Here is a 23,100-nt window from a genome sequence, read left to right as displayed (position 1 = left end):
AACAACGCAAGGTGTTGATAAACAAGGAGTTTTGACGCAACCATGATGACAGCCTGTCACTAAACGTGCCTTATCGCACACGTGAACTGAAATGCTGAATTCGAACTCGATGCTTTGGCGTTAACCCTGTGTTCACGGAAAGAACTGGAGAACGTTGTGCCCCATCCGTTCCATGGATTTGTTCATTCGGCGATGAAGCTTCCGATAGATTAACTTCATTGCAGCTACAGATCGTCACAGCCGACCGCGAAACAGTTCCGCGAGTGACTCCACGACGCATACCTTCACCGAATCCCGGCATATCGTACCACATGTTCTCCGCGCCAAGTCAGTCCACACTAAGTCAGTCATTGCACCCTGGTAAACCACGCCGAGGCGATTCACAAGATCCAATTCCAGTCCGACGGTTCACGCCCCGGCTTCCTAAACAAAATCGCACACTCGCTCCGCTTGCGCTCGGACTGTTGCTTTGTGTTGCTTGCAACCAGCCGGAGTCAGCCCAAACGCCTGGCGAGGACACGTCCGCGTCGCAAACCACCACAGCGGAACGGCCAGCCGATTTGACAATCCAAGAACAACTCACCAATGGCCGCAGCGGCAGCGGCTCGAAGGTTCAGTTCGTGGAGTCGCAAATCGATGACGACGCACTGCAACTCCTCGATGCGAGCGACGACTGGCTGAAAACACTGACGGTCGACCGGGGCCGGATCACCGACGAAGGTATGCGTGCGGTCGCCAGACTTCCGGAACTGATTCACCTGCGACTGCGTGAGTCCCCGATCACGGACGCGGGGCTGCGTGAGATTGCTCAGCATCCGAAGCTGCAAATTTTAAATCTTCCCCAGTCGATGGTGACCACAGAAGGCGTTCGCGAGCTCGCCCAGTTGCCTTCGCTTAAGAATTTGCGACTGGGAAGCGAACGCTTGGGGCCTGAGGTTGCTGACGCGATTTCGAAGCTCGAAAGCCTGCGGACGCTGCATCTAATCGGCGTGCCGATCAACGACGATGGCTTAAAGCAGATCGCGACGTTGCCAAGGCTCAGCTCGCTGTATTTGGACGATGCGGAAGTGAGCGGCGAGGGCTGGGATTGGTTTCAGGAAAACCACCCCAAGATCCACGTACACGTCAACCAACGCCACCTCGATCGCAGTCTGCCAGACCACCACTAGTTCGCAGCCCCAATTTGGCACTCGATCGCAAGCGGCAGCCAGCCGGATCGGCGAACTGGGTTCTGTCGTTTAAAATCTCTGCCCCACACTGCACCACTTCACCGACTGCGGAATATTCATGAGTGAGCGAATCGAAGCCCTGACCGAACAGCTTGGCGAAATCGGCGCCGACGCGATCTACATCGTTGACGAGATCAACGTTCGTTACCTGACAGGCTTCAGTGGCGACAGCTCGTCCCTTTTGGTGACCCCCTCCGGCGCGGTCATGCTAAGCGACGGTCGCTACAAAGAACAACTCGATGAAGAATGCCCAGGGCTGCCCTACGAAATCAAATCGCCATCGCAGCGGGCGGACGAGTTTGTCGCTGGCGTCTTGTCTGGCAGCGGTGCGGCGAAGATCGCGATCGAATCCAACTGCATGACTGTCGCTTCGTTTAACGCGATCAAAAGCAAGCTCGATGGCATTGAGTGGGTCGACACCAGCGACATCGTCCTGCGTCAGCGGATGATCAAGGACACCGAAGAAATCGAGGTCTTGCGCAGTTCGATCCGGATCAATGAACGGGCGTTGCAGTCGGTTTTGGCGAAACTCGGCCCAGACTGGACCGAAATGGAAGTCGCGTATGAGCTTGAATCGACAATTCGCCGACTGGGCGCGACGGGATTCAGTTTCAACCCGATTATCGGCGCCGGACCGGGGGGTGCGAAGCCGCACTACAGTCCCGACCACACGGTGATTGGCGATCATCCAACTTTATTGGTTGACTGGGGAACCAATCTGGGAGGGTATGCGAGCGACCTGACGCGGTGTTTTCACTTCGGAAATCCGCCAGCCAAATTCGAGTCAGCCTACCAAGCGGTCTTGGATTCTCAGCTTGCCGCGATCGAGGCGATTCGGCCGGGCGCGAGCGCGAGGGATGTCGACCAAGCGGCGCGTTTAGTACTGAAAAAAGCGGGATTGGACGAGTATTTTGTGCACGGGCTCGGCCACGGCGTCGGGCTGCAAATCCACGAGTCACCTCGCCTCTCAGGGGTGAGCGAAGACATTCTTCAGCCGGGGATGGTGATCACAGTCGAGCCGGGTGTGTATTTTGAAGGAGAGTTTGGCATCCGAATCGAAGATGACGTGCTGGTCACTGACGAAGGAAACGAAGTCCTCAGTGGTTTCCCAAAGGGACTCGCTGATTGTCATCTGATCCTGTAAAACCTCCGCCAATTACACGATCTTCACCTGACGAGACAGGCATGAGTAAAGGCAAGCAATCCAGCGGCGAGAGCGTATTCGAGCTCGACCGCATCCGGGATATTGTCAAGTTGATGGAAGAACACGACTTGACCGAAGTAGACCTCCAGCAAGGCGACGACCGCATCAAATTGGGTCGGGGAACGACGGTATCAGTGGCACCAGCCGCCATGCCAATGCCCGCTCCCGTCGCCCATGCCGCACCGGCACCGGCCGCTGCTGCACCAGCTGGGAACGTCGACGACGGAACAATCACCATCAACTCGCCGATGGTCGGAACCTACTATTCCAAGCCGAATCCGGAAGCCGAGTCGTTCATCCAGGTTGGCCAAATGATCAACCCCGATACGATCGTTTGTATCATCGAAGCGATGAAAGTCTTCAACGAGATCCCGGCAGAATGCAGCGGAAAGATTGTTGAGATCCTGGTTTCTGATCAAGAAGCCGTCGATTTCAACAAGCCTTTGTTCCGCATCCAACCGAACAGCTAATCCACCGTGTTTCAAAAAGTACTTGTCGCCAACCGCGGCGAAATCGCGGTCCGAGTGATTCGCGCCTTGCGAGAAATGGGGATCGGTTCGGTCGCCGTCTACAGCACGGCCGATAAAGATTCCATGCACGTGCAATTGGCCGATGAGGCCTACTGCGTGGGCGAAGCGAAGAGCGCGGACAGCTACCTGAAGATTGACCAAATCATCGCCGCCGCCGAGGTGTCTGACGCCGACGCGATCCACCCCGGCTATGGGTTCCTTTCCGAGAACGCCCACTTCAACGAAGTGTGCCGTGAAAGCGGATTCGAATTCATCGGCCCTAGCCCTCAGGCGATGGAAAAGCTGGGCGACAAAAACACCGCCCGCTCGATGGCGATCGCCAACAACGTTCCCGTGGTGCCAGGTAGTGACGGGCTGATCGAAGACGACAAAAAAGCGATCGACACCGCCAACAAAATCGGCTTCCCCGTGCTGATCAAAGCCACCGCCGGCGGCGGCGGTAAAGGCATGCGGGTCGCCGAAGACGCCGATTCGCTGGAAAAGGCGCTCAATCAGGCCCGCACCGAAGCCCAAGCGGCATTCGGCAACGGCGGCGTGTACTTGGAACGCTTCATCACGTCACCACGACACGTCGAAGTCCAGGTGATCGCCGATAACCACGGCAATGTTTGTCACCTCTACGAGCGTGACTGCAGCGTCCAACGCCGGCACCAAAAGCTGATCGAAGAAGCACCGAGCCCGAACTTGCCAGCGGAAAAACGCGAAGCGATTTGCGAAGCCGCCGTGCGAATGATCCGCGGTGCCAACTACAGCAACGCCGGCACGGTCGAGTTCATCGTCGACCAAAATGACGACTTCTACTTCATCGAAGTCAACGCGCGGATCCAAGTCGAACACCCCGTGACCGAAATGATCACCGGCGTCGATTTGATCAAGGAGCAAATTCGCGTCGCAGCCGGTGAGAAACTGTCGTTCTCGCAAGACGAGATCACCGTGACCGGGCATGCAATCGAATGCCGTATCAACGCCGAAAACCCAGACAAGAACTTCATGCCGAACCCCGGCAAGATCAACAAGTTCTATGCCCCTGGTGGACTTGGCGTCCGATTCGACTCGCACGTTTACGGCGGCTACACCGTTCCGCCGCACTACGACTCGATGATCGGAAAGCTGATCGTGTATCGCCCGACCCGCGAAGAAGCGATCGCGACGATGCGACGTGCACTGGCCGAAATCCAAACCGACGGAATCTCGACCACCGCTCCGTTCCACGATGTCGTGTTGCAGCACCCGCTGTTTGTCGAAGGCAAGCACGACACCAAGTTCGTCGAACGCGAACTGATGGGCAAGTAAGTTGACCAGTTCGGCGCTGCTCGGATGGTTGCTCGGACTGGCAGTGGTTCCGCCACTGCTGGTCAGTCTGATCAGCTTGTATCCGATCCGTCGCTATGCACGTCAACTTGGCCTGATTGCAAACCCAGGCGGCCATAGCACCCACACCAAGGTCACGCCGCTTGGCGGCGGAATCGGGATCTGGCTGGGCATCATGCTGCCGATGGTCGCCGGCACGCTGATCGTTTGCGGGTTCGACCTTGGACTGGGAAAGCTGCTGGATCTTCCCGAGTCAGTCACCGTTTTCTTTTCGGGGATTCGCTCCCGATTGCCGCAGCTCTGGAGCTTGCTTGGCGCCGGCACGGTGCTGTTCGTGCTGGGCATCTGGGATGACCGTCGTGGCGCCCCGGTACGCTTGCGATTGGCGGTTGAATTTGGTGTCGCCGCGTTTGTCGTCTATGGCATGGGGTTCGGGTTGACCGCGTTCATCGGCGCACCTTCACTGACCAATGCGATGTCGGTGGTGTGGATCGTCGCGGTGATCAACTCATTCAACATGCTGGACAATATGGATGGGCTGTCCGGAGGTGTGGCCGCGATCATTGCCGCATCGATGGCCGCCGTGATGCTGACCACGCCGAGTGCGAGTGGCAGCATGCCTCAGCTGTTTGTAGCCGGACTGCTGCTTTGCGTTTGTGGTTCGCTGCTCGGTTTTTTGTGGCACAACCGTCCGCCCGCGAAGCTTTTCATGGGCGATGGCGGCAGTTACCTGGTTGGATTTCTGATCGCGGTGTCGATGTTAATGGCGACGTTTGCGACCGCGCCCGATGCTTCGGTCCAGCGACCGCACGCGGTGCTCGCGCCTTTGTGTGCGATGGCGATCCCGATGTACGACATGGGGACGGTGCTGTGGATTCGAATCCGTGAGGGCCGCAGTATCTTTGTCGGTGACCGCAGCCACTTTTCACACCGCTTGGTCGACCTCGGTTTGTCGCGAACGCAAGCGGTGCTCACGATTCACTTGGTCACTGCGACCTGCGGATTGGCATCGCTCTTGTTGGTGCACGTCACAGTGCTCCAGGCCGCCGCGGTCCTTGGGATCGTCGCATGTATGTTGTTGCTGGTTGTCATTTTGGAATCGACCGGATGGCGAAAGGAAAGCAACGACTAAACAAGCCGCCTGCGGAGACGTCAGTCGCGTCATCGCCGTTTCGCGCCGGTGGTGACGCTGCGGATGTCCCCGCGTGGTCGCGATGGTGCCGGTTGCTGGCAGCAGCCGCGCTTGCAGGGGTGATGGTTTATGTCGCGTTCCACCCCAGCGATAGCGTTGAACTTGAACACGGTGGTGGAGTCTGGTTTTGTGCGTTCGGATTGGTGACCTGGGCGCTGACCATGATTTCGGAGCCTTGGGTCGCCAGCGGAGAGAAAGCGGCAGCAACCTCGACGGTTGGTCGATGCTTCGGCGGCGTCTCGGTCGATGCGGCCGCATGGCTGTTGGCAATCTGGATGATGGTGTCGGCGCTAGTAATGTGCCCGCCCGGAAATCTTCGCAGTAGCACCAATGAAGCATGGTTCTGGATCGCCGCGGCAGCTCTGCTGACGAGTGCTCGCAGATTGCTGACCGACAAGTCGTGTCGCGTGATGGCGGTGTCAATCTTGGTCGCAATCACATTTGCGATGTCGGTTGACGCGTGTTACCAGTTCTTGGTGACGATCCCGCAGATGCAAGCGGATTACCTTGCGGATCCGGACAAGATGATTCAAGAAGCCGGGATCGATGCGCCACGGCAATCGGCGGCCCGGATGGTGTTTGCCAATCGCTTGCTGGACGGTGGGCCGACGTCGACCTTTTTGCTGGCCAACTCGCTGGCCGCGCTTTTGTCTGTACCGGTGATTGCAGGTGCGACAGCAATCATGGGCTGGCGGCAAAAACGATTCCCCGGCTGGGCGGCCGGACTGGGCTTGCTTGCGATGACGGTCGGCGGCGTTGCCTTGGCGGGAACGCAAAGCCGCAGCGGATTGCTGTCTTGTTTGATCGCAACAGTCTTCTTGCTCGGCGGCGTCTTCAACGATCAATCATCGGACAGCGATTCGCCTCTCAAACGCAAACGACTTGCACTGCCAATCACCGTGGGTGCGATCGCGGTCGCATTGGTGTTCGCTTTGGTGGGGCTATTGTCCGATGCGGAGTGGATCGATGCGGCACCTGCATCGTTGCTGTTCCGGCTGCAGTACTGGAAATCGACCGTCGCGATGTTGATGGACTATCCGTGGTTCGGCGTCGGCCCTGGATCGTTTCAGTCGCTGTACTTGCGTTACCGGGTTCCGGAAGCAAACGAAACGATCGCCGACCCACACAACTTTTTCTTCGAGACATTAGCCGCAGGCGGCTTCATCGCCGGAGCATTGCTCCTGGCCCTAGCCTTCACCCTCTACCATTCCAAACGTAGTGGACGAGGCGACGAGTCCCCCAACAATAAACACAGTGGACGAGGCGACGAGTCCCGTTCCAACAAGCCCAACCTCCACCTCGCCCACGCCATGCTGATCGGGGCGATCGCATCCACCTTGGTGGTCAAGCTACTGGGCGTCATTTCTGGCGAAGACATCGACCTCCTGCGATGGGCACTGGCGATACCAGCCGCAACGATTTCCGGCGGCATCGTCTGGTGGCTTTGCGGGCAGCCTTCCTCGGTTGAACCGGCTAAGCGCGGGATCCACCTGCGTTCCAGCGCGAGCGCAGCACTGCTCGCGATGATGATTCACTTGTGTGTGTCCGGCGGCTGGACCGTGCCAGGCGTCGCGATGGTGATTTGGATCGTCGCCGCAATCGCAACCCGTTCACCGCAAACCGACGCGACGGCCGGTTCTCAATTCTTGCCTTCGCCGCTCGCCGCGAAAGCATCACTGGCGGTGTTGTTTGTGGCAGCGATGTTGTTGCTGGCGTTTCGATCGACGTCGCTGCTACCGGTAACCGAAGCCAAAGTGGCGATGGCACAGGCCGAGTACGCAGCGATTCAGGGTATGTCACAGCGGGCGGTGAATGACATCCAGTCCGCGGTGCAGGCCGACCCGTGGGACACGCTGCCGGCGGTTTGGATGAGCGACATGATGAAGCGACGCCTTGTCAGTGGAAGTGCCGGCAGCAGCGGTTCGGGAAGTGCTCGTGATCGACAGAACTGGGTCGAAGCGACCGAAGAGGCTTTACGACGCTGCGGCGTGGACCCTCTGGCTAGACGGACCATTGCCGAACAGTACCTGCATGTGTACCAGCGGTTTGGGCAACAGCAGGACCTCGAGCGAGCGGATCAGATTTTACAAGCTGTCGTTCCTAACAACCCAACCGACGTTTCGCTGCTGGCCCAAGCCGCTTTAGTCGCCAGGGCACTGGGCCGCGACGATCAGGCAGCCGAGCTCGCACATCAAGCGGGGGGGCTGTCGAAGCTAGGTGGGAATGTTGTTCGGCTGCTGGGCCTGCAATTTGTCTATGTCGTTCGCCCGATCGGCGTGGCGGCGAGCGACCGGCCACAGCAAGAGCGGATTAAGGTGCTATTTAACCGAATCCCCGGCTGGCCGACCGAACCATAGGCTGGGATTTGCCGTAGCAGGGTTCACGTTCCATCTCCTCCACGCTGATCCCACCGCACAGGACTGAACTCCCGTGAAATATTTTTGGCTCATCCTATTGGTATCCGTCGTCGTCGGTGCATCGATCGGTTGGACCACGAATTACGTGCAGTACGCGTCGAAACCGGCATTTTTCGGTGAAATTGACTACACCGGGAACATCACATCCGACAACGTGATGGAGCACCTCAAGCAGTTCCACAGCGACAGCGGGGCGGTAGCCGAAGTCGAAGACAGCGCGACGCACGACTTTGGTGCGATGCCGCCAAGCACGAAAGGCAAGCACACCTTTGTCATCAAAAACGTTGGTTCCGAGCCACTCACTTTGGAACTAGGTGCCACAACGTGTAAATGCACACTCGGATCGCTGGAGGACAGCTCGGTCGCGCCAGGCGAAACCACCTCCGTCGAACTGGAATGGACCGTCGCGTCGGACAAAACGACGTTTGAGCAATCCGCCGAACTGCGAACCAACGACCCCGCCAGGCCAGCGATCCGGCTGATGGTTGTCGGACGGATCATTCGTGACATCGAATTCGAGCCCGATTTGATCACCTTTGGTAACGTAACGGTGGGTGACTCATTCGAATTGTCGACGAAGTTTTTCAGCTTCATGGACGACAAAATCAAAATCAAAGCGGGCGAATTCAGCAACGAAGCGTTCACCCCTTTGGCTGAATTTGAAGCTCAAGAGTACGACCCCAAAGACGGCGATACCGCTCACGCACACGCGAAGCAAGCATTCGACATCAAGGTCAATGTCAAACCCGGTCTTCGCCAGGGCCCCCTGTCGACGCGAATGATCGTCGTGTTCACCAAGGTTGATGAAAATGGCGAACCGATGGGCGATGAACTGTACGGCACGACCGAAATTGCTGGCAAAGTCGTTGGCCCGTTGTCAATGCTGCAAAATACGTACGTCAAGACGACCGAGAATGGCAGCTACTTTTGGAACCTCGGCCGACTCGGCCCCGATGACAAGCTGGAATACAAAGCCCTTCTGGCGCTCAAGGGTAGCGAGAAAGACGCCACAAACCTTAGCATTGGTGAATCTTACCCAGCCGGCGTGGTCAGCGCAGAACTCGGAAAACCGATCGGTCGTGAAGAGACACGCCTTTTTCCGATCATCCTGAAATTGACGGCAAGTGAAGAGACGATCGACTTGTTGGGCAAGAATGAAGATGACTTTGGTTGGGTGTGGATTGAATCCGATAATCCCAAGGTCGGCCGTATGAGGATCGCGGTCAAAGTGTTAATCGAACCTCGGCAATAAACGTCGGCGGCGTCCCCGCGACGCATCGAATCTGGATCGTAACCCGTGAAACAGCCCATGCATTCGTTTTCCATCGCGTTCCGATCAAAGCGTCACTTGCTGGCGCTCGCCGTTGTTGGGCTTGGCACCTCCATCGGCTGCCAACCCGGTGCTGAATCAAACCCGCAAGCCAAAGCGTTGCCTATCGAACGAGAGGCCAGCCAGGCGTTCAAGCACCTCGACGATCAAGCACCGCTGGACCTTCGATCGTCGTGGATTCGCGATGAATTGGCAGAACTAAAAGACGAGGACGGTGCGACGCGGTACGCGACGTTTACACCCGAAGCGACCGCACCACAAATCGACTCCGGCAGCTCGGTTGCATCGCAGCCTCTCAATCAAACATCGCTCCCCGCCGCCCCCGCCTTCGCGCCGGCGGTAACGCTCGTACAAGCCCCAATCAACGGTGGCTCGCCGACAGGAACGACGACAAGCCAACAAGGCGTCGAAGTCGTCCCCACCCCCAATGCCCAGCCTGAAGTCAAAGCGGAACTTGTCCCGACACCGGCAGGCTCTCGCGCAGAAAGCGACCATCCGATGGCTCGCATTGCCGCCGACGTGGCCAAGCCGACTCCAAAGAAAAACTCGCCGGCGGCGATGAGTTCACCTGTCCAAGATTTGTCGGTCGCACCAGAATTGATCGACCCGACCACCGAAGCTGGCATGGTCGCTGGCGGCGGCCCCGAGGACTACAACAACTGGCCAACGCCTGATGCCTTGCTGTTCTTCACTGGCAATCAGCATGGCTACATCGAGCCCTGCGGCTGTACAGGACTGGAAAACCAAAAAGGCGGTGTCGCACGCCGATACACCTTTATGGAACAGCTTCGCCAGAAAGGCTGGGACTTGATTCCGATTGATGCCGGGAACCAAATCCGACGCATCGGCCCACAGGCGGCAATCAAGTTCGAACGCTCGGCGACAGCCCTGAAGGAAATGAAATACCAAGCCATTGGGTACGGCCCCGCCGATTTGCGAATCGGTGCCGGTGACCTGATCGCAATGGCCTACGATGACGACCCAATGTTTGTCTCGGGCAACGTCACACTATTCGAGGAAGGCTTGCTGCCGACTTACAAAGTGCTCCGCCGCGGCGAATGGCGCATCGGCGTGACGTCGATCCTGGATCCCGAAGCACTCGAGGCCGCGACCGGCTCCGAAATCACAGTCGCGCCGACCAAAGAGGCCGCCGAGGCCGCCTTGAAATCGATGAACGACGACGGGGCGGAATTCCGTGTGCTGACATTTTATGGCGAAGAAGAAGCCGCCAAGAAACTGATGGTCGACGCCCAAGGGTACGACCTGATTGTCGTCACGGGCGGATACGGCGAACCTTTGTATCAGCCCCAAGCAATTGACGGCACCAAGACAAAACTGATCGTCACTGGAAACAAAGGCATGTACGCGGGCTTGGTTGGCCTGTATCAGAACCAGCCATTCAAATACGCGCGTGTGCCACTGTCCCACGAGTTCAAGGATGCTCCCCAAATGCGAAAGCTGATGGCGGACTACCAAAAGCAACTCGAACAACTCGGCTTTTCCGGGCTTGGAATTTCACCGACACCACACCGATCGGGTCACACCTTTGTCGGCAGCCAAGCTTGTGCGGAGTGCCACCAGAACGCGTTCGATATCTGGGAAAACTCCGCGCACGCACAAGCGACCGCACACTTGGTCAAACCACCGAAGGAACGGGGCGACATCCCTCGTCACTTCGACCCGGAATGCATCAGCTGCCATGTCACCGGCTGGAATCCGCAAGGCTACTATCCCTACAAAAGCGGCTACATGGACCTGACTAGCACGGCTCACCTGACCGGCAATGGCTGTGAGAATTGCCATGGCCCCGGGTCGGCTCACGTCGCGGCGGAAAAGGAAGCCGCGACCACGCCAGGCATCGAATCGTTGCGTGCGAAGCTTCGACAGGAAGTGCAACTGCCGCTCGAAAAGGCTCGCGAGCATTGCATGGAATGCCACGATTTAGACAATAGCCCGGACTTCCATGACGACGGTGCCTTCGAAGATATCTATTGGCCCGAAATCGAACACAACAACTAACAGCTAGTCGAATTTCAGATCGGACTCTCCCGACGTCGCGCGATTGCTCCGCAGATACAGCGAAAACAAACGCTACGTTCGCGAAACAAAAGACGACACTAGAAATTCAATCGGCTGCTAAGCGTCCTGCATCGATACACGTCTTGTCTCTCCCCTTCGTGACAATTTGATGACGGCAGAAGAGCAGGCGATTCGAGCGACTTGGTTCAGCATCATTGCGAACGTTTGCCTCGCCTTGGTCAAAGGCACTGCCGGTGTACTGGGTAATTCGTTTGCGTTGGTCGCCGATGCGATCGAAAGCACCGCCGATATCCTGGCATCATGCTTGGTGCTGTTTGGGATCACGTACGCCCGCCAGCCTGCGGATGAGAACCATCCCTACGGACATGGACGCATCGAACCGTTGATCACGTTTGTCGTCGTCGGCTTTTTGATCACGTCTGCATCGATCATCGCGTGGGAAAGCCTGCGCAATATTAGAACACCACACGAACTGCCAGAATCCTGGACACTAATCGTGCTTGGCGCGATCATCGCCTGGAAAGAACTCTCCTATCGCATCGTGATTCAAAAGAGTCGCGAGACAGGCAGCACCGCACTCCAGGCTGACGCATGGCACCACCGCAGTGACGCGATCACTTCGGTCGCCGCATTCGTCGGAATCTCGATCGCGCTCTTCATGGGGCCAGGGTATGAAACCGCCGACGACTGGGCGGCGTTATTCGCGTCTGGCTTCATCGTCTACAACAGCTACCTGATCTTTCGGCCCGCTTTGGGCGAGATCATGGACGAGCACCTGTACGACGAAATGGTGGACGAGATTCGGCAGCACTGCAAAGACGTACCGCGCGTGATCGACACCGAAAAATGCTTTGTGCGAAAGACAGGGATGTACTACCTCGCTGACCTCCATGTGATCGTTGACGGCGCCATCACAGTCGACGAAGGCCATGAGATCGCGCACCAAGTGAAAGATCATCTGCTCAGTGAAATCTCACAACTGCGTGACCTGCAAATTCATATCGAACCGGCAAATGCGGACCACAAAATTCCGGGACGCGGTGCCTTGGCGACCAAGCAATAAAAAAGGCCCCGTAGTCAGTCGCTGACGTGACTCCGAAGCCTTCGATTGGAACGATGAATGCCGTTTGCTCGCAGGAGCGTCGCGACTACATCTCGATTTCGTAGCCTTTGCGGCTTTCACGCGACAGGAACGCGTTTGCTTGTTCATCACCGATGATCTCGCGTTTCGCCGGATCCCAGTTCAGTTCGCGGCCAAGGCGGATCGAGATGTTTGCCAAGTGGCAGGTTTCCAACATTCGGTTGTGCGACCAAACGTCAGAAATCGGTTGCTTGCGTGAACGCATGCCTTCGATGAAGTTCGCGGTGTGGTTTTCACTGACCGGGCCACCGTAAACTTCTTCGACAGCGCCTTCTGGCAGCGGGTTGCTTTCCATGTCTTCAACCGGTTTGCCCGACAAGCGTCCGCGGTTGACGAAGAAGCGGCCTTTGGTGCCTTCGAACAAAATGCCGTTGTCACCCTCGCTGGTGATTACCAGCGGAATGTCGCCTGGCATGTTGGCATGGATCTCGAATTTCGTTGGCGAGTTGTATTGATCGTCGACGGCTGGGTAGCCATCTTTGTATTCGACAGGCAGCGAGTAGCTGACCGGTGTGATCTTGTTCGGCCCGCTGTCGCCAGCGCCCAGTGCCCAGAACGCAATGTCGACGTGGTGTGCACCCCAGTCGTTCATTTGGCCACCGGAATACTCGTACCAGTTACGCCATGCATAGTGGCAGTTCGTGTAAAGCGGCACGCCGCCGCCGTAGCCTTGACGCATTTCGGGAAGTGCACGGTACGACGCTTTCGGTGCTGGGCCAAGCCACATGTCCCAGTCGAGGCCTTTGGGCACGTCGATGGCAGGGATCACCGGCGATCCCGATGCGCCGTTGATTCCGCAGGTCACCTTGCGAATCTCACCGATTCGTCCGGCACGAATTAGTGCGATGGCTTTCAAGAACCGCTGGTCGTTCTCGGTCCGTTGCATCGTTCCGACTTGGAACACACGGCCGGTTTGCTTGACAACCTTTTCGATTTGCTTGCCTTCGTCGATTGTCAGCGTCAGGGGCTTTTCACAGTAAACGTCTTTGCCGGCCAGCATCGCTTCGATCGAGATCTTGGTGTGCCAGTGATCGGGAGCCGCGATCATGACCGCATCGATATCGCTGCGTTCAAGGACTTTGCGATAGTCGCTGTAACCTTCAGCCGCTTTGCCGGTCTTTTGTTTCAGGCGGCCGCTGACCATTTCCAACACGTTCGCATCGACATCGGCGAACGCGGCGAAGTCAGCGTACTTGGTCGACTTGTCAGTGATCGTCCAGCCTTGATTGCGAAGACCGATGGTCGCAAAGACGGGACGCTCATTTGGAGAATCCTGAGCACGCGACAGGCTGCTGGTTCCCGCAAACACACCCGCCGCGGCAACGGCTGAACTGGTTTGCAAAAAGTGACGGCGATTTAAACGGGCCATGAAGAACCTCTGAGGTGGGGCTGGAAAGAGATCGGAGTGATTTGGTTGGGAAGGAAGGCAGTAGCAATTCAACTGTGCGTGAAATTACTCCGCCACGAAACAGTCTACCTAAGCATGATGAAGCACGTACCCCCAGAAATATCAATTCGCGTGGCACCAGGACTGGAATCCTGTCGCCGTTTCACGCGTCGCCATCCTCGCAGATCGGTTTGATCGGATCTGGACGAAAGTTGCTTTTGCTCAATGTAACGGAACAATGACAACCGCTAACAAAGAGCCTCTGAGAACCGTTTCCATCAGCCTGAGCCTCTGTTTGTCGAACAGCCAAGCTAGGCTTCATCGTTCGCAGGAGGCAAGGCATTGTCGATAGAATCTGTACGGATGCAGACATCTTTCGCGAAGATTAAACACGTCATGTGAAAAACCTCCGGCGTCGTGCGCAAATACTCTTGGCGAGGACGATTTGACGCGAAGCACAAGCCAGATCAGTGAAGAACCGCGACCCGCGTGGGAGATCCCAAGAAGCTGGCGCACAGTTCCCCAGAATGCACAACGCCCCAGAAAGCACTGTGGCCCAGGAAAAGGCACGCAGGACGCGGCGCCGACTTATTTGACACGGGAACGCCCGGGAAACTGAGCCACTTGAGTGACCGGCAAGAGGCCGATTCGAAGAACACTCGACAGCCAATCCAACGAGGGCGATGCCGACCATCGCCCCGGATGTGCTGTGGAAAACCAACTGGCGAATAAAGAAGGGAGGAGCCAGCTGGCTAGGTTTGGCAAGCCTGCGGCTTATTCGAACCAGCTGACTGCGTTTTGGAACATTGCCAATCCATCGCCGACGGCGGGTTGTTCGGTACGGCGGGTCCAGAACGGGTGCTGAGTCGGATCGATGTGACGCTCGGGGTGCGGCATCAAACCAAAAACTCGCCCGCTGGCATCGCAAACGCCGGCGACGTTGGCATCGGCGCCGTTGGGGTTGGCCGGGAAATCGATCAGGTCGTCTTGCACACCGGAATCGGCGTCTTGGGAATACCGCAGGCAAAGCCGTCCGGCCTGTTTCAGTTCGTCCAGGACGGCGTCACTCTTGGCGACGAATTTGCCTTCGGCGTGTGCCATCGGCAGGTACATTTGCTTGATGCCACGCAGGAACACACACTTGCTGTTCTCTTCGCCGTTGCTGTCGGTGGCGAGGTGGACCCAGCGGTCTTCGAAGCGGCCGTGGTTGTTCCAGGTCAACGTGGCGGGCTTTTCGCCGCCGGCGGCAGAGACGTCTTCGGTCAGCACGCCCAGCCGCATCAGAACTTGCATCCCGTTGCAGATTCCCAAAACCAAGCGATCGCCTTTTCCGTGGACGAAGGTGTCGACCAGATCGGCGAGGTGGTTTTGCAGCCGCGTCGCTAGAATGCGGCCTGCGCCGATGTCATCGCCATAGCTGAATCCGCCAGGCACACACAGGATCTGATAACGGTCCTTCAGTGCGGCGTTTTCCGCCAAACGGTTGACGTGGACCCGCTCGCATTCGGCACCGGCACGCTCAAACGCGTAGGCAGTTTCTTCATCACAATTGGTGCCTGGGGCACGAAGAACGAGAACTCGTGGACGCGGCATGTGTCAGCAGTGGCTACGGTGATCGGGAAAGAATGCGGGAGCTTGAGGCACGAGTTTATTAGCTGTTGGAATCCTTTCCTAGGGCTGGCGAAATCTCCCCGCTAGTGGCGGAGCATGGTTCGCCAGCCGTTTCGCCCCAGCCGTTTCGACCCGACCGGTCGCCCTGCTTAGTCGATCACCTTCACCTGCAGCCGGTCGTGCTCGCGATCCCAACCGACAACCGTGCCCCGGATGGGCCACTTGTCCCGGCCGGCTTGTTCAAATTCGTCAGCCAGCTCGTGTGGGACATACAACACCAGCGGTAACGGCGGGTTGTCGTGACGAGCCCAGACGGCGTATCCGTTGGGATACACGTGTGGGTCTTCTCGACCGCTATACAACAGTCGCCGTTCGACGAACACGGACATGTCAAACGTCATCCCCAGGACGGCTTCGACCAGCAAGTCAACTTGGCTTTCGTTGTGACGAGATTGCCAAAGGTGCGTTGCGGTTTCGGCAAAAGTGATTTCACCGTCGGTCGGCGGCGCTGCGGCAACAACCTCGCTCTCGTGCAAAGCGGATTCGTCGGTGTCGAGATCACTTGTCAGAGGATCCAACCTCGGATCCAAGTCTGGGGCGACCGATCCGTTAGGAAGCACATGGACATTCAGCTCACGACTCCAATCGGGCCAACGCGGCAAGTCGATGTGCAACTTGATCGTCCACTTCAAATCATTGTCGGACAAGTCAAATGAATACGGCGCGTCGCCGGGGATCGGGATCGCGAGATCAAACTCGCGACGGTTGCCGGCTTGCAAAGTGGTTTCCGAAAGCAACTCGTGCTTGCTTTCGAAAAACTGGTGCCGGTGCGTGGTGCGGTTGCTGCCGCTGCCACTGACACAGACTTCGGCTCCGGTCAGCGTCGCGCTGATTTGATTGATGCTGACGTTGCGACGTGGCTGAAACGACAGCTTGACCTTCGCGTTTTCTCCTGGCGTGACAAAGTCGTCAACGAGTTCGGAGTGAACCTTGCCGAGCATCAGCATTGGCAGGACTGTTTTTGCTGCGATCAACAGCGTTAGCGGAATCGCGACGAGGGCGATGACCGTTCCGACCCAAGGGATTGCGATGAAGGCCGCGAGCGCTCCCACAAATACCCACACCATCCCGATCACGACGAACGCGATGAACGCTTTCACAAAACAACCGGACGGCTCTCGCGACCCGTCGTAGGCCGCAGCGGGTGCTTGCAAGGGACGAACGGTGAACTCGTGCGACGCCTTGGGATCGAACGCCCAAGGAATTTTCACACGTGCATCGATGAAGTGTTCGACATTGACATAGTTGCCGTAATATGTGGGCGGCCAGTCGGCGACCTCAAGCTCAAAGCGATAGGATTCGCGTTGGCCGGCTTCCCACAAACCGGCAAAGACGGTTGCCGTTTCGGCGGTGCCCTTGGCGACGTTACCACGACCATGCGTTCGCCAGCCTGAGGTGACGGTCAGGCCTTTACACTTCACGCTGTCATCCGTTTCAACAGACACCGTCCCACGCACCTTGTCGCCTGTACGGTAGATCCGTTCCGGCTCGTCCAGCTCAATCGATAAATCGCACTTCGGCATCTGTCTCTACTCGTTGCTGTACGACGTCATATAAATAGCTTTCGATCGCCCGTACGTCCGTCCCAAATTGCTGAATCAAACGAGCCGCGTCGGCGGCCGTGATGGTGGGTATCGGAAGGTGATCGTTTCGTTTGGAAGCGACGATTCGGCGGTTCAGAATCGTCATCAATTTTTCGGGGGTCAGCGTCAAGCCGATTCGTTCGCTGGTCACCGAGTAACCCGCGCGACGCAGCGACGGCGTAAGGTCGCGGTGAGTGGCCAAGATCAGCGGCACGCCACTGCGAAATACCTCGCGACGGATGCGACGTGGCAATCGCTGCGCTTCGTCAATCACTAGTGGCCAGCCCCAGGGGATCGCCGGGCAGGGCTGATCCTCTGGCAAGTACACATACTCCGCATCCGGCACGTGCCGCAACACGGCTAACAATCGAGACGTCTTCCCTCGGCCGCACTCCCCCAACAATTGGAACGCTTTGTGTCCTTCGAACCGAAGGCTGCCATCGGGTTGACGGTTACCGACCGATCGAACCAATTCCTCCAAGTCCACGACGGCTAGCTCAGCCCGCTCGTTGCGATCGAGTTCACCAAAGGGGTTGCGGAACAGGTTGGCCTGTTGCCAGCGGGTGCACTGCGGCGTCTGCCAATCGAATCGACGGTCCTTCCGCTGGGCCTCCTGCTGGGGGTAGGCGTTCGATTCGACTTGCTTGGCAATCACGTTCATACTGTTACTATGCCCGAGCCACACAAACGACTGCAAGGCCGTCGTAGCAGACGATCAATGCCTCGCTTTTTCCTAGACCTTCCTCGACCACGTTCGATTCGAAACGAATGCGACGCCTGACAGCCGTCTTACCGCTTGTATTGATCAGCTGTGGGCTGGCTTTGTATTTGGCCGGATGGACGCCCGAATCGGTCGTGAATTCTTTGCAAGATCTCGGATTGAGTCACCGCCCTGAGTTCGCGGTGCCTGTTTTTATCGTGCTCGGCACGCTTTGCATGGCGATGATGATCCCCAAAACGTTGGTCAGTTTGACTGCCGGGGCCCTGTTCCCGCTGCCAACGGCGTGCTTGGTGCTGGTGCTAACTGCGGTAACGGCCGCGATCGTGAATTACCATTTGGCTCGCTGGTGTTGGCCCATCCGAAGGCAAATTGGGAACGCCGAGAACGATGCTGCTGCGGCGTTAGAGAACGGGCCCGCAGCGGACGCGGCCTTGCCAGAAATTCTAGCGCACATGGCACGCGGCGCCGGGTATTACCTGCATCTGCTGATTCGCTTGTCACCCATCCCCACCACGATTATCAGCTACACCATGGGGGCGGTTGGGGCGAAGCGGACGCCGTACATCGTTGCCGCGTTCCTTGCCGCATTCCCACAATTGCTTTACGTCTATGCGTCCAATGCGGCGGTAAACTCACACGCCGACGGTCGCTCGCAGTCCGCCAGTGATCTGCAACAATACAGTTCGTGGGGTACGTTGTGTGTGGCGATTGTCGTCAGCATCATCTTGCCACGGATCGCGCTGACACAGATTCGCTTGATCCGCAATCGGCCCACGTTGGCCAGCCCACGCTGAAACGATTTGGCAAACCGAGAGAGTAACAGCAGCAGATGGATAAATCGCAACCGGGCGTCACGTCGGATCAATCGCGACGGGTCGTGTACTCTTCAGCTGTCGATTGGTGGCTAGCGGTGCTATTGATGCTGGGCCCCGCTATCTGTGTGGTTGTTACCGCAGTCGCGCTGAACCAAGGCAAGCAACAAGAAGCGTTGGTGTGCTTACTGACCGGGGCGGGGGTGCTGTTGATCACCGGACTATTGGTGATCCCGTGTCGCTACACGATCACAGGCGATACCTTGTCGATTCGCTGTGGGCTAATCATGACACGTGTGCCGCTGTCACAGATCAAGCAGATCGAGAAGAGCGGCAGTTGGTTGAGCGCGCCGGCGCTGTCGCTGCGGCGCGTCAAAATCTCGACCGCATCACGGTTCTACCTCGTCTCACCCGTTGATCGCGAGCGATTCATGGACGAGTTGGCAACCGCTGCCGGGATCGACACCTCAGCCGACTCTGAATCGACTGCAGAATCGACTTTGGAGACTGAATCGAACAACGCTTAAGACGTTTGTCCGAGCGAGAGTCCTTCGAGCATTTTCTCGGCAGCTTCGCTTTTGTTGAGCACGTAGTAGTGAATGCCGGCGACGCCGTTATTCATCAGGTCGATAGTTTGCTCGCGAGCATGTTCGACGCCGATCGCGAACTGCTCTTCATCGCAGTCCGCCACATTCATCGCGTTGGTCAGTGATTCGGGGATGCGGGCTTTGCAAAGTCCGGCGATCCGTTCGGCTTGCTGGAAGTTCGTCACCGGCAGGATGCCGGGGATGATTGGCACATCGATTTTCAGGCGATCGCATTCGTCGCGGAATCGGTAGAAGTCATCGTTGTCATAGAACAACTGTGTCACGACGATGTCAGCGCCGGCGTCGACTTTGCGTTTCAAGTTTTCGAGATCGGTTTTGGCGTCGACAGCTTCTTGGTGCGTTTCCGGATAGCCGGCAACTGCGATCCCGAACTCTTGTGCGAATTCTTTGCGGATCAGCTCGACCAGTTCGTTGGCATAACGCAAGCCACCCTCGACCGCTTGGAATTCGTCGCTGCCTTGTGGCGGGTCGCCACGAAGTGCGACGATGTAATCGGCCCCGCGGCGTTTGGCTTCACGGAGGTAGTCACAGAGTTGTTCGACGGTCGAGCCGACACAGGTGAGGTGGGTTGCGACTGGCAAGCCTGTGATCTTTGCAACACGTTCGACGACATCCAGCGTTTTGGACTGGGTCGAACCGCCGGCGCCGTAAGTGCAGGTGAAAAACGCGGGTTTGAATTGGTTCAGACGTTCAACGTTTTGTTCCAGCAACTGCATGCCTTTTTCCGTCTTGGGAGGAAAAAGTTCGAACGAAATCGGGCAGCCGCCACTGCGAAAATGATCGGATAGCTTGGTCGTGGAAGTCATTGTCGACCGGAGGTCCTTGTAATTGGAAAGATAATTCGTGGCACCATTGTATCGGCAAGCCTACGTTCGCCCATCAGGCACAAAACTTGACCGTTACAGAACGCCTGCCTAGACTCGCAGGCCTTCCCTCGCAGTTGAAACGGCAAAATTAGCGACCATTGCGAACGTCAATCAATGGTTTGATGAATTTCGCTAGAATATCCGCCGGCCCTGCTTGCCCCTTGCCCGCCTTTTCTCTCACGCTTCTCCATCGGTGCCAACCTTGATCGATGCTTCCCTATTCGGATTGCCGGACCTGATCGGATTCACCCTCTCGGACGCACTTGCGTTGGCACAAGCCGATCCGGCAGCCGTTGTGGAGAGCGCTGTAGAGAGCACCACGTTGCAGCCCGCACCGCTGATCTCGCTATTGGCGATTGGGATCGCACTATTGTTGGTGTTGATTCTGTGGCTAAAGCTGTCCGCGTTTCTGGCACTGTTGATTGTTTCGGTGTTGGTCGCCGCATCCAGCCGTCTCGTCAATCCCGATGCGGTCCCGCTAACACAAGTTGCTGACACGATCGTCAACAGCATGGGGGGCGCGTTAGGGTTTATTGCGACGATCATCGGCGTCGGCGCGATCTTTGGCGCAATTCTAGAACACAGTGGCGGCACACAATCGCTGGCCAATTATTTGGTGAAAAAATTCGGTGCCAAGCATGCCCCGTGGGCCATGCTACTGACCGGTTTCATCATCTCGGTGCCGGTGTTTTTAGACGTCGCGTTGGTGATCTTGGCTCCTTTGCTATACGCCCTAGCACGTGATACCAAGCGACCATTCTTACACTTTGGATTACCATTGGTCGCCGGGTTAGCCGTCACACACGGCTTCGTCCCTCCCACGCCAGGCCCCGTCGCAGTCGCCTATTTCCTAGGCGTCAACTTGGGATGGGTGATCCTGTTCGGCGTGCTGGTTGGCCTGCCCACTGCTTTGATCTGTGGACCTCCGCTGTGCATTTGGCTCAGCAAAGGCGTGGAGATCACGCTGCCGGAGGAGGAATTTATCGAGGACTCGCGAATCGAACTGCCATCGGTCGGATTCATCTTGGCGTTGATCGGGTTGCCGATCGGGATGATCTTGGCGAACACCATCGTCGAACAATGGTATGCGTCTGGGCTGCCCGAGGGCCTGACCCGCGATGATCGCAACGCACAGCTGTCGCAGCTACTCGCTGACAGCCCGCTTCCGATGCAGTTGATCTCGTTTCTCGGCCACCCCGTGATCGCATTGTTGCTGGCGACGATCATCGCGTTGTACTTTCTCGGCGCACGACGCGGTGTGGATCGCGACACGTTGCTTGAAATCTCGACCAAGGCACTCGGCCCCGCCGGAATCATCATCCTGATCACCGGTGCCGGGGGCGTTTTCAAAGGCGTCTTGAAAGCGACCGGCATCACCGACGCGATGGAGATCATGTTTGCCGACTCGGGAATCTCGGTGCTATTGCTCGCCTGGGTGTTTGCGACCTTGATCCGAATTGCTCAGGGTTCAGCCACCGTCGCGATGTTGACGGCCGCCGGGTTGATGGGCAACTTCACGGTCGGAATGTCACAGCCACAGCTTGCGTTGATCGCCGTCGCGATCGCTGCCGGTGCGACCGGATTTTCACACGTCAACGACTCCGGGTTCTGGATGATCTCACGTTACTTCAAGATGAGCGAAGGGCAGACGCTACGAACCTGGGGGATCATCTCGACATGCATTTCCTTCGTCGGGTTTTCGTTCGCCGCTATGCTGTGGCAGTTCTTCGGCTGATGCATCGGTGACGTCATCGAACTCGAGATCATCTTCGTCGTCAGTTACTTCCTCTGGTGACTCTACCGAAGCGACCTGCCGAGGCTCACGCAAGAAAAGCGGCAGTGTCAGAACTGCCATCGACCAAGCGATAATAACCCAGCGTTCGCTTTGGTCGCTGGGCCAGTAGGGAAAGCTCCATAGCACCCGCCAAAATGCCAAATGCAACGTCAATGCAAATGGCAACGCAAACGAAAACGCTTCGATCATCCCGCGGCTTTGGATCTGGCCTTTGGGCCCATCGTTGATCGGGATGGTCCGCAAAAGCGGTCGAAGCACGAACGCCAGTATTCCGGCGACAACGACCAGAGCCGGAAACGATTGCCAGCCAACCGCCAGTGCCGCGACCACCAACATCGCGATCAAGTCCACCAGTCGCGACGTCCCCTTGCCCAGCGGATCCAGCTTTAGATCCGCTGTTGGACACAAACCTTTGGCGAGAACTCGTCCGACAAAGGCCGCCGCAACGATCGCCGTGATCACCCGCATCAATGCGTCAAAGTACAGCCCCTCTGGGCTCCAGTGAAACGGTCGATTCGCCTGCCAAGGGACAACCATCAGCATGGGATAGGCGAGCACCGGAATGGCAACCGCGATCGCCGCGAACGCCAGCAGTTTGTTCGGCAAGCGAACACCATCGATACGGATCAATGCCATCGCCCACAAGGTGCTGACGACGACCGCATGATAGGAAAGGATCGTGATCAAAATGGGTCCAATGCTTGGTGCCCACATCGGACCGGAATGGGCATGCACAAACTGAGCCGGCAGCGCCAGTGAATACAGTTCGGATATCCCCACCAGCGTCAGCGTCACGCCTACCACCGCTTCCACGATCGGGTACCGCCGCGAGATCGGCAGCGAACATGTCCGGCAGCGTCCACGCAAAGAAATCCACCCCAGGATTGGCACGTTGTCACGCTTGCGAAGCGTCGCGTTGCATCGTGGGCAATGGGAGCGACCACCGATGCCTTCGCCACGCGGCATCCGCCATGCGACCACGTTTAAGAAACTGCCAATCGAGCTGCAGAAATACACCAACCACGACGCCATGATTACGTCAACCAACCGCGGCCGGATGAGGTCTTCGAATTCGTAGAACGCGTAGACCTTCGACTGCACGTATGCGAGGCCCACGACATAGGCCACCGCACTTAGCCCGATAGCGAGCAGTGTGATGAGCAGCGGTAGTCTTTTTCGCAGCTGATTTCGCAGTCGATTTCGCAGTCGATGTCGTGTCAAAGTTTGGGTCCGTTCTGTCAATTGATGCAGGGATCGCGTTCC

At 57.4% G+C, this 23,100-nt stretch carries 18 protein-coding genes; 12 read left to right on the top strand and 6 right to left on the bottom strand.

Going from position 1 to position 23,100, the window contains the following annotated elements; genetic code table 11:
- The first annotated feature begins 560 nt into the window (after positions 1-560).
- From CGZ80_RS02940 to CGZ80_RS02900, 9 genes are all read left to right on the top strand, one after another.
- On the top strand, positions 561-1,169 hold the full coding sequence (locus CGZ80_RS02940) for a hypothetical protein (RefSeq protein ID WP_233148189.1): 609 nt from the start codon (positions 561-563) through the stop codon (positions 1,167-1,169).
- Positions 1,170-1,287: 118 nt separating this feature from the next.
- Positions 1,288-2,373 carry a M24 family metallopeptidase gene (locus CGZ80_RS02935; protein ID WP_094411265.1) on the top strand — a complete coding sequence of 362 codons (1,086 nt, stop codon included), beginning with the start codon at positions 1,288-1,290 and terminating at the stop codon, positions 2,371-2,373.
- Positions 2,374-2,414: 41 nt separating this feature from the next.
- Positions 2,415-2,903: an acetyl-CoA carboxylase biotin carboxyl carrier protein gene (gene accB, locus CGZ80_RS02930; protein WP_094411264.1), complete on the top strand. Its 489-nt coding sequence runs from the start codon at positions 2,415-2,417 to the stop codon at positions 2,901-2,903.
- A gap of 6 nt (positions 2,904-2,909) precedes the next feature.
- The gene (accC, locus tag CGZ80_RS02925) at positions 2,910-4,256 is read left to right on the top strand and encodes an acetyl-CoA carboxylase biotin carboxylase subunit (protein ID WP_094411263.1); all 1,347 of its coding nucleotides are present in this window, start codon (positions 2,910-2,912) and stop codon (positions 4,254-4,256) included.
- Between the two features lies 1 nt (position 4,257).
- Positions 4,258-5,406 (top strand): MraY family glycosyltransferase, encoded by a 1,149-nt coding sequence (locus tag CGZ80_RS02920; RefSeq protein ID WP_233148188.1) that lies wholly within the window; start codon positions 4,258-4,260, stop codon positions 5,404-5,406.
- Positions 5,382-7,823 carry an O-antigen ligase family protein gene (locus tag CGZ80_RS02915; RefSeq protein ID WP_158222523.1) on the top strand — a complete coding sequence of 814 codons (2,442 nt, stop codon included), beginning with the start codon at positions 5,382-5,384 and terminating at the stop codon, positions 7,821-7,823. The genes CGZ80_RS02920 and CGZ80_RS02915 overlap by 25 nt, the downstream gene beginning before the upstream one ends.
- A gap of 73 nt (positions 7,824-7,896) precedes the next feature.
- Entirely contained in the window at positions 7,897-9,135 is a 1,239-nt protein-coding gene (locus tag CGZ80_RS02910) for a DUF1573 domain-containing protein (RefSeq protein WP_094411261.1), read from the top strand.
- A 45-nt stretch (positions 9,136-9,180) separates the two neighbouring features.
- Positions 9,181-11,232 carry a multiheme c-type cytochrome gene (locus CGZ80_RS02905; RefSeq protein ID WP_143543713.1) on the top strand — a complete coding sequence of 684 codons (2,052 nt, stop codon included), beginning with the start codon at positions 9,181-9,183 and terminating at the stop codon, positions 11,230-11,232.
- Positions 11,233-11,401: 169 nt separating this feature from the next.
- A complete protein-coding gene (locus tag CGZ80_RS02900) occupies positions 11,402-12,316 on the top strand; it encodes a cation diffusion facilitator family transporter (RefSeq protein WP_094411259.1) in 915 nt (304 codons plus the stop codon).
- A gap of 85 nt (positions 12,317-12,401) precedes the next feature.
- Here CGZ80_RS02900 and CGZ80_RS02895 read toward each other — a convergent pair whose 3' ends face one another.
- From CGZ80_RS02895 to CGZ80_RS02880, 4 genes are all read right to left on the bottom strand, one after another.
- Positions 12,402-13,763: a Gfo/Idh/MocA family protein gene (locus CGZ80_RS02895; protein WP_094411258.1), complete on the bottom strand. Its 1,362-nt coding sequence runs from the start codon at positions 13,761-13,763 to the stop codon at positions 12,402-12,404.
- A gap of 792 nt (positions 13,764-14,555) precedes the next feature.
- Positions 14,556-15,374, bottom strand: a complete 819-nt coding sequence (locus CGZ80_RS02890; protein ID WP_094411257.1) for a phosphoribosylformylglycinamidine synthase subunit PurQ — start codon at positions 15,372-15,374, stop codon at positions 14,556-14,558.
- Between the two features lie 167 nt (positions 15,375-15,541).
- On the bottom strand, positions 15,542-16,975 hold the full coding sequence (locus CGZ80_RS02885) for a hypothetical protein (protein ID WP_094411256.1): 1,434 nt from the start codon (positions 16,973-16,975) through the stop codon (positions 15,542-15,544).
- Positions 16,950-17,696, bottom strand: a complete 747-nt coding sequence (locus CGZ80_RS02880; RefSeq protein ID WP_094411255.1) for a hypothetical protein — start codon at positions 17,694-17,696, stop codon at positions 16,950-16,952. Before CGZ80_RS02880 ends, CGZ80_RS02885 begins: the two co-directional genes overlap by 26 nt.
- Positions 17,697-17,803: 107 nt before the next feature.
- Between CGZ80_RS02880 and CGZ80_RS02875 the strand changes: the two genes are divergently transcribed.
- On the top strand, positions 17,804-18,550 hold the full coding sequence (locus CGZ80_RS02875) for a VTT domain-containing protein (RefSeq protein WP_094411254.1): 747 nt from the start codon (positions 17,804-17,806) through the stop codon (positions 18,548-18,550).
- A 35-nt stretch (positions 18,551-18,585) separates the two neighbouring features.
- Entirely contained in the window at positions 18,586-19,095 is a 510-nt protein-coding gene (locus CGZ80_RS02870) for a PH domain-containing protein (RefSeq protein WP_094411253.1), read from the top strand.
- Here the strand turns inward: CGZ80_RS02870 and metF are convergent.
- Complete coding sequence (gene metF / locus CGZ80_RS02865) at positions 19,092-19,982, bottom strand: methylenetetrahydrofolate reductase [NAD(P)H] (protein WP_094411252.1); 891 nt, start codon at positions 19,980-19,982, stop codon at positions 19,092-19,094. The genes CGZ80_RS02870 and metF overlap by 4 nt on opposite strands.
- A gap of 253 nt (positions 19,983-20,235) precedes the next feature.
- Between metF and CGZ80_RS02860 the strand changes: the two genes are divergently transcribed.
- Positions 20,236-21,777, top strand: a complete 1,542-nt coding sequence (locus tag CGZ80_RS02860) for a GntP family permease (RefSeq protein ID WP_198953617.1) — start codon at positions 20,236-20,238, stop codon at positions 21,775-21,777.
- Here the strand turns inward: CGZ80_RS02860 and CGZ80_RS02855 are convergent.
- On the bottom strand, positions 21,694-23,058 hold the full coding sequence (locus CGZ80_RS02855; protein WP_143543712.1) for a prepilin peptidase: 1,365 nt from the start codon (positions 23,056-23,058) through the stop codon (positions 21,694-21,696). The two genes, CGZ80_RS02860 and CGZ80_RS02855, sit on opposite strands and share 84 nt — an antisense overlap.
- Positions 23,059-23,100: the final 42 nt, after the last annotated feature.

Source organism: Rhodopirellula sp. MGV (assembly GCF_002251265.1).
Classification (GTDB): domain Bacteria; phylum Planctomycetota; class Planctomycetia; order Pirellulales; family Pirellulaceae; genus Stieleria; species Stieleria baltica_A.
The sequence above is the reverse complement of the archived record's forward strand: the minus strand, read 5'-3'. Positions and strand labels throughout refer to the sequence as shown.

Bases quoted from the DNA above. Each gene is read 5' to 3' on its own strand.
- CGZ80_RS02880 (WP_094411255.1), bottom strand. From the start codon at position 17,696: ATGAACGTGATTGCCAAGCAAGTCGAATCGAACGCCTACCCCCAGCAG.
- CGZ80_RS02870 (WP_094411253.1), top strand. From the start codon at position 18,586: ATGGATAAATCGCAACCGGGCGTCACGTCGGATCAATCGCGACGGGTC.
- metF (WP_094411252.1), bottom strand. From the start codon at position 19,982: ATGACTTCCACGACCAAGCTATCCGATCATTTTCGCAGTGGCGGCTGC.
- CGZ80_RS02890 (WP_094411257.1), bottom strand. From the start codon at position 15,374: ATGCCGCGTCCACGAGTTCTCGTTCTTCGTGCCCCAGGCACCAATTGT.
- accB (WP_094411264.1), top strand. From the start codon at position 2,415: ATGAGTAAAGGCAAGCAATCCAGCGGCGAGAGCGTATTCGAGCTCGAC.
- CGZ80_RS02900 (WP_094411259.1), top strand. From the start codon at position 11,402: ATGACGGCAGAAGAGCAGGCGATTCGAGCGACTTGGTTCAGCATCATT.
- CGZ80_RS02875 (WP_094411254.1), top strand. From the start codon at position 17,804: ATGCGACGCCTGACAGCCGTCTTACCGCTTGTATTGATCAGCTGTGGG.
- CGZ80_RS02895 (WP_094411258.1), bottom strand. From the start codon at position 13,763: ATGGCCCGTTTAAATCGCCGTCACTTTTTGCAAACCAGTTCAGCCGTT.
- CGZ80_RS02935 (WP_094411265.1), top strand. From the start codon at position 1,288: ATGAGTGAGCGAATCGAAGCCCTGACCGAACAGCTTGGCGAAATCGGC.
- CGZ80_RS02915 (WP_158222523.1), top strand. From the start codon at position 5,382: ATGGCGAAAGGAAAGCAACGACTAAACAAGCCGCCTGCGGAGACGTCA.
- CGZ80_RS02885 (WP_094411256.1), bottom strand. From the start codon at position 16,975: ATGCCGAAGTGCGATTTATCGATTGAGCTGGACGAGCCGGAACGGATC.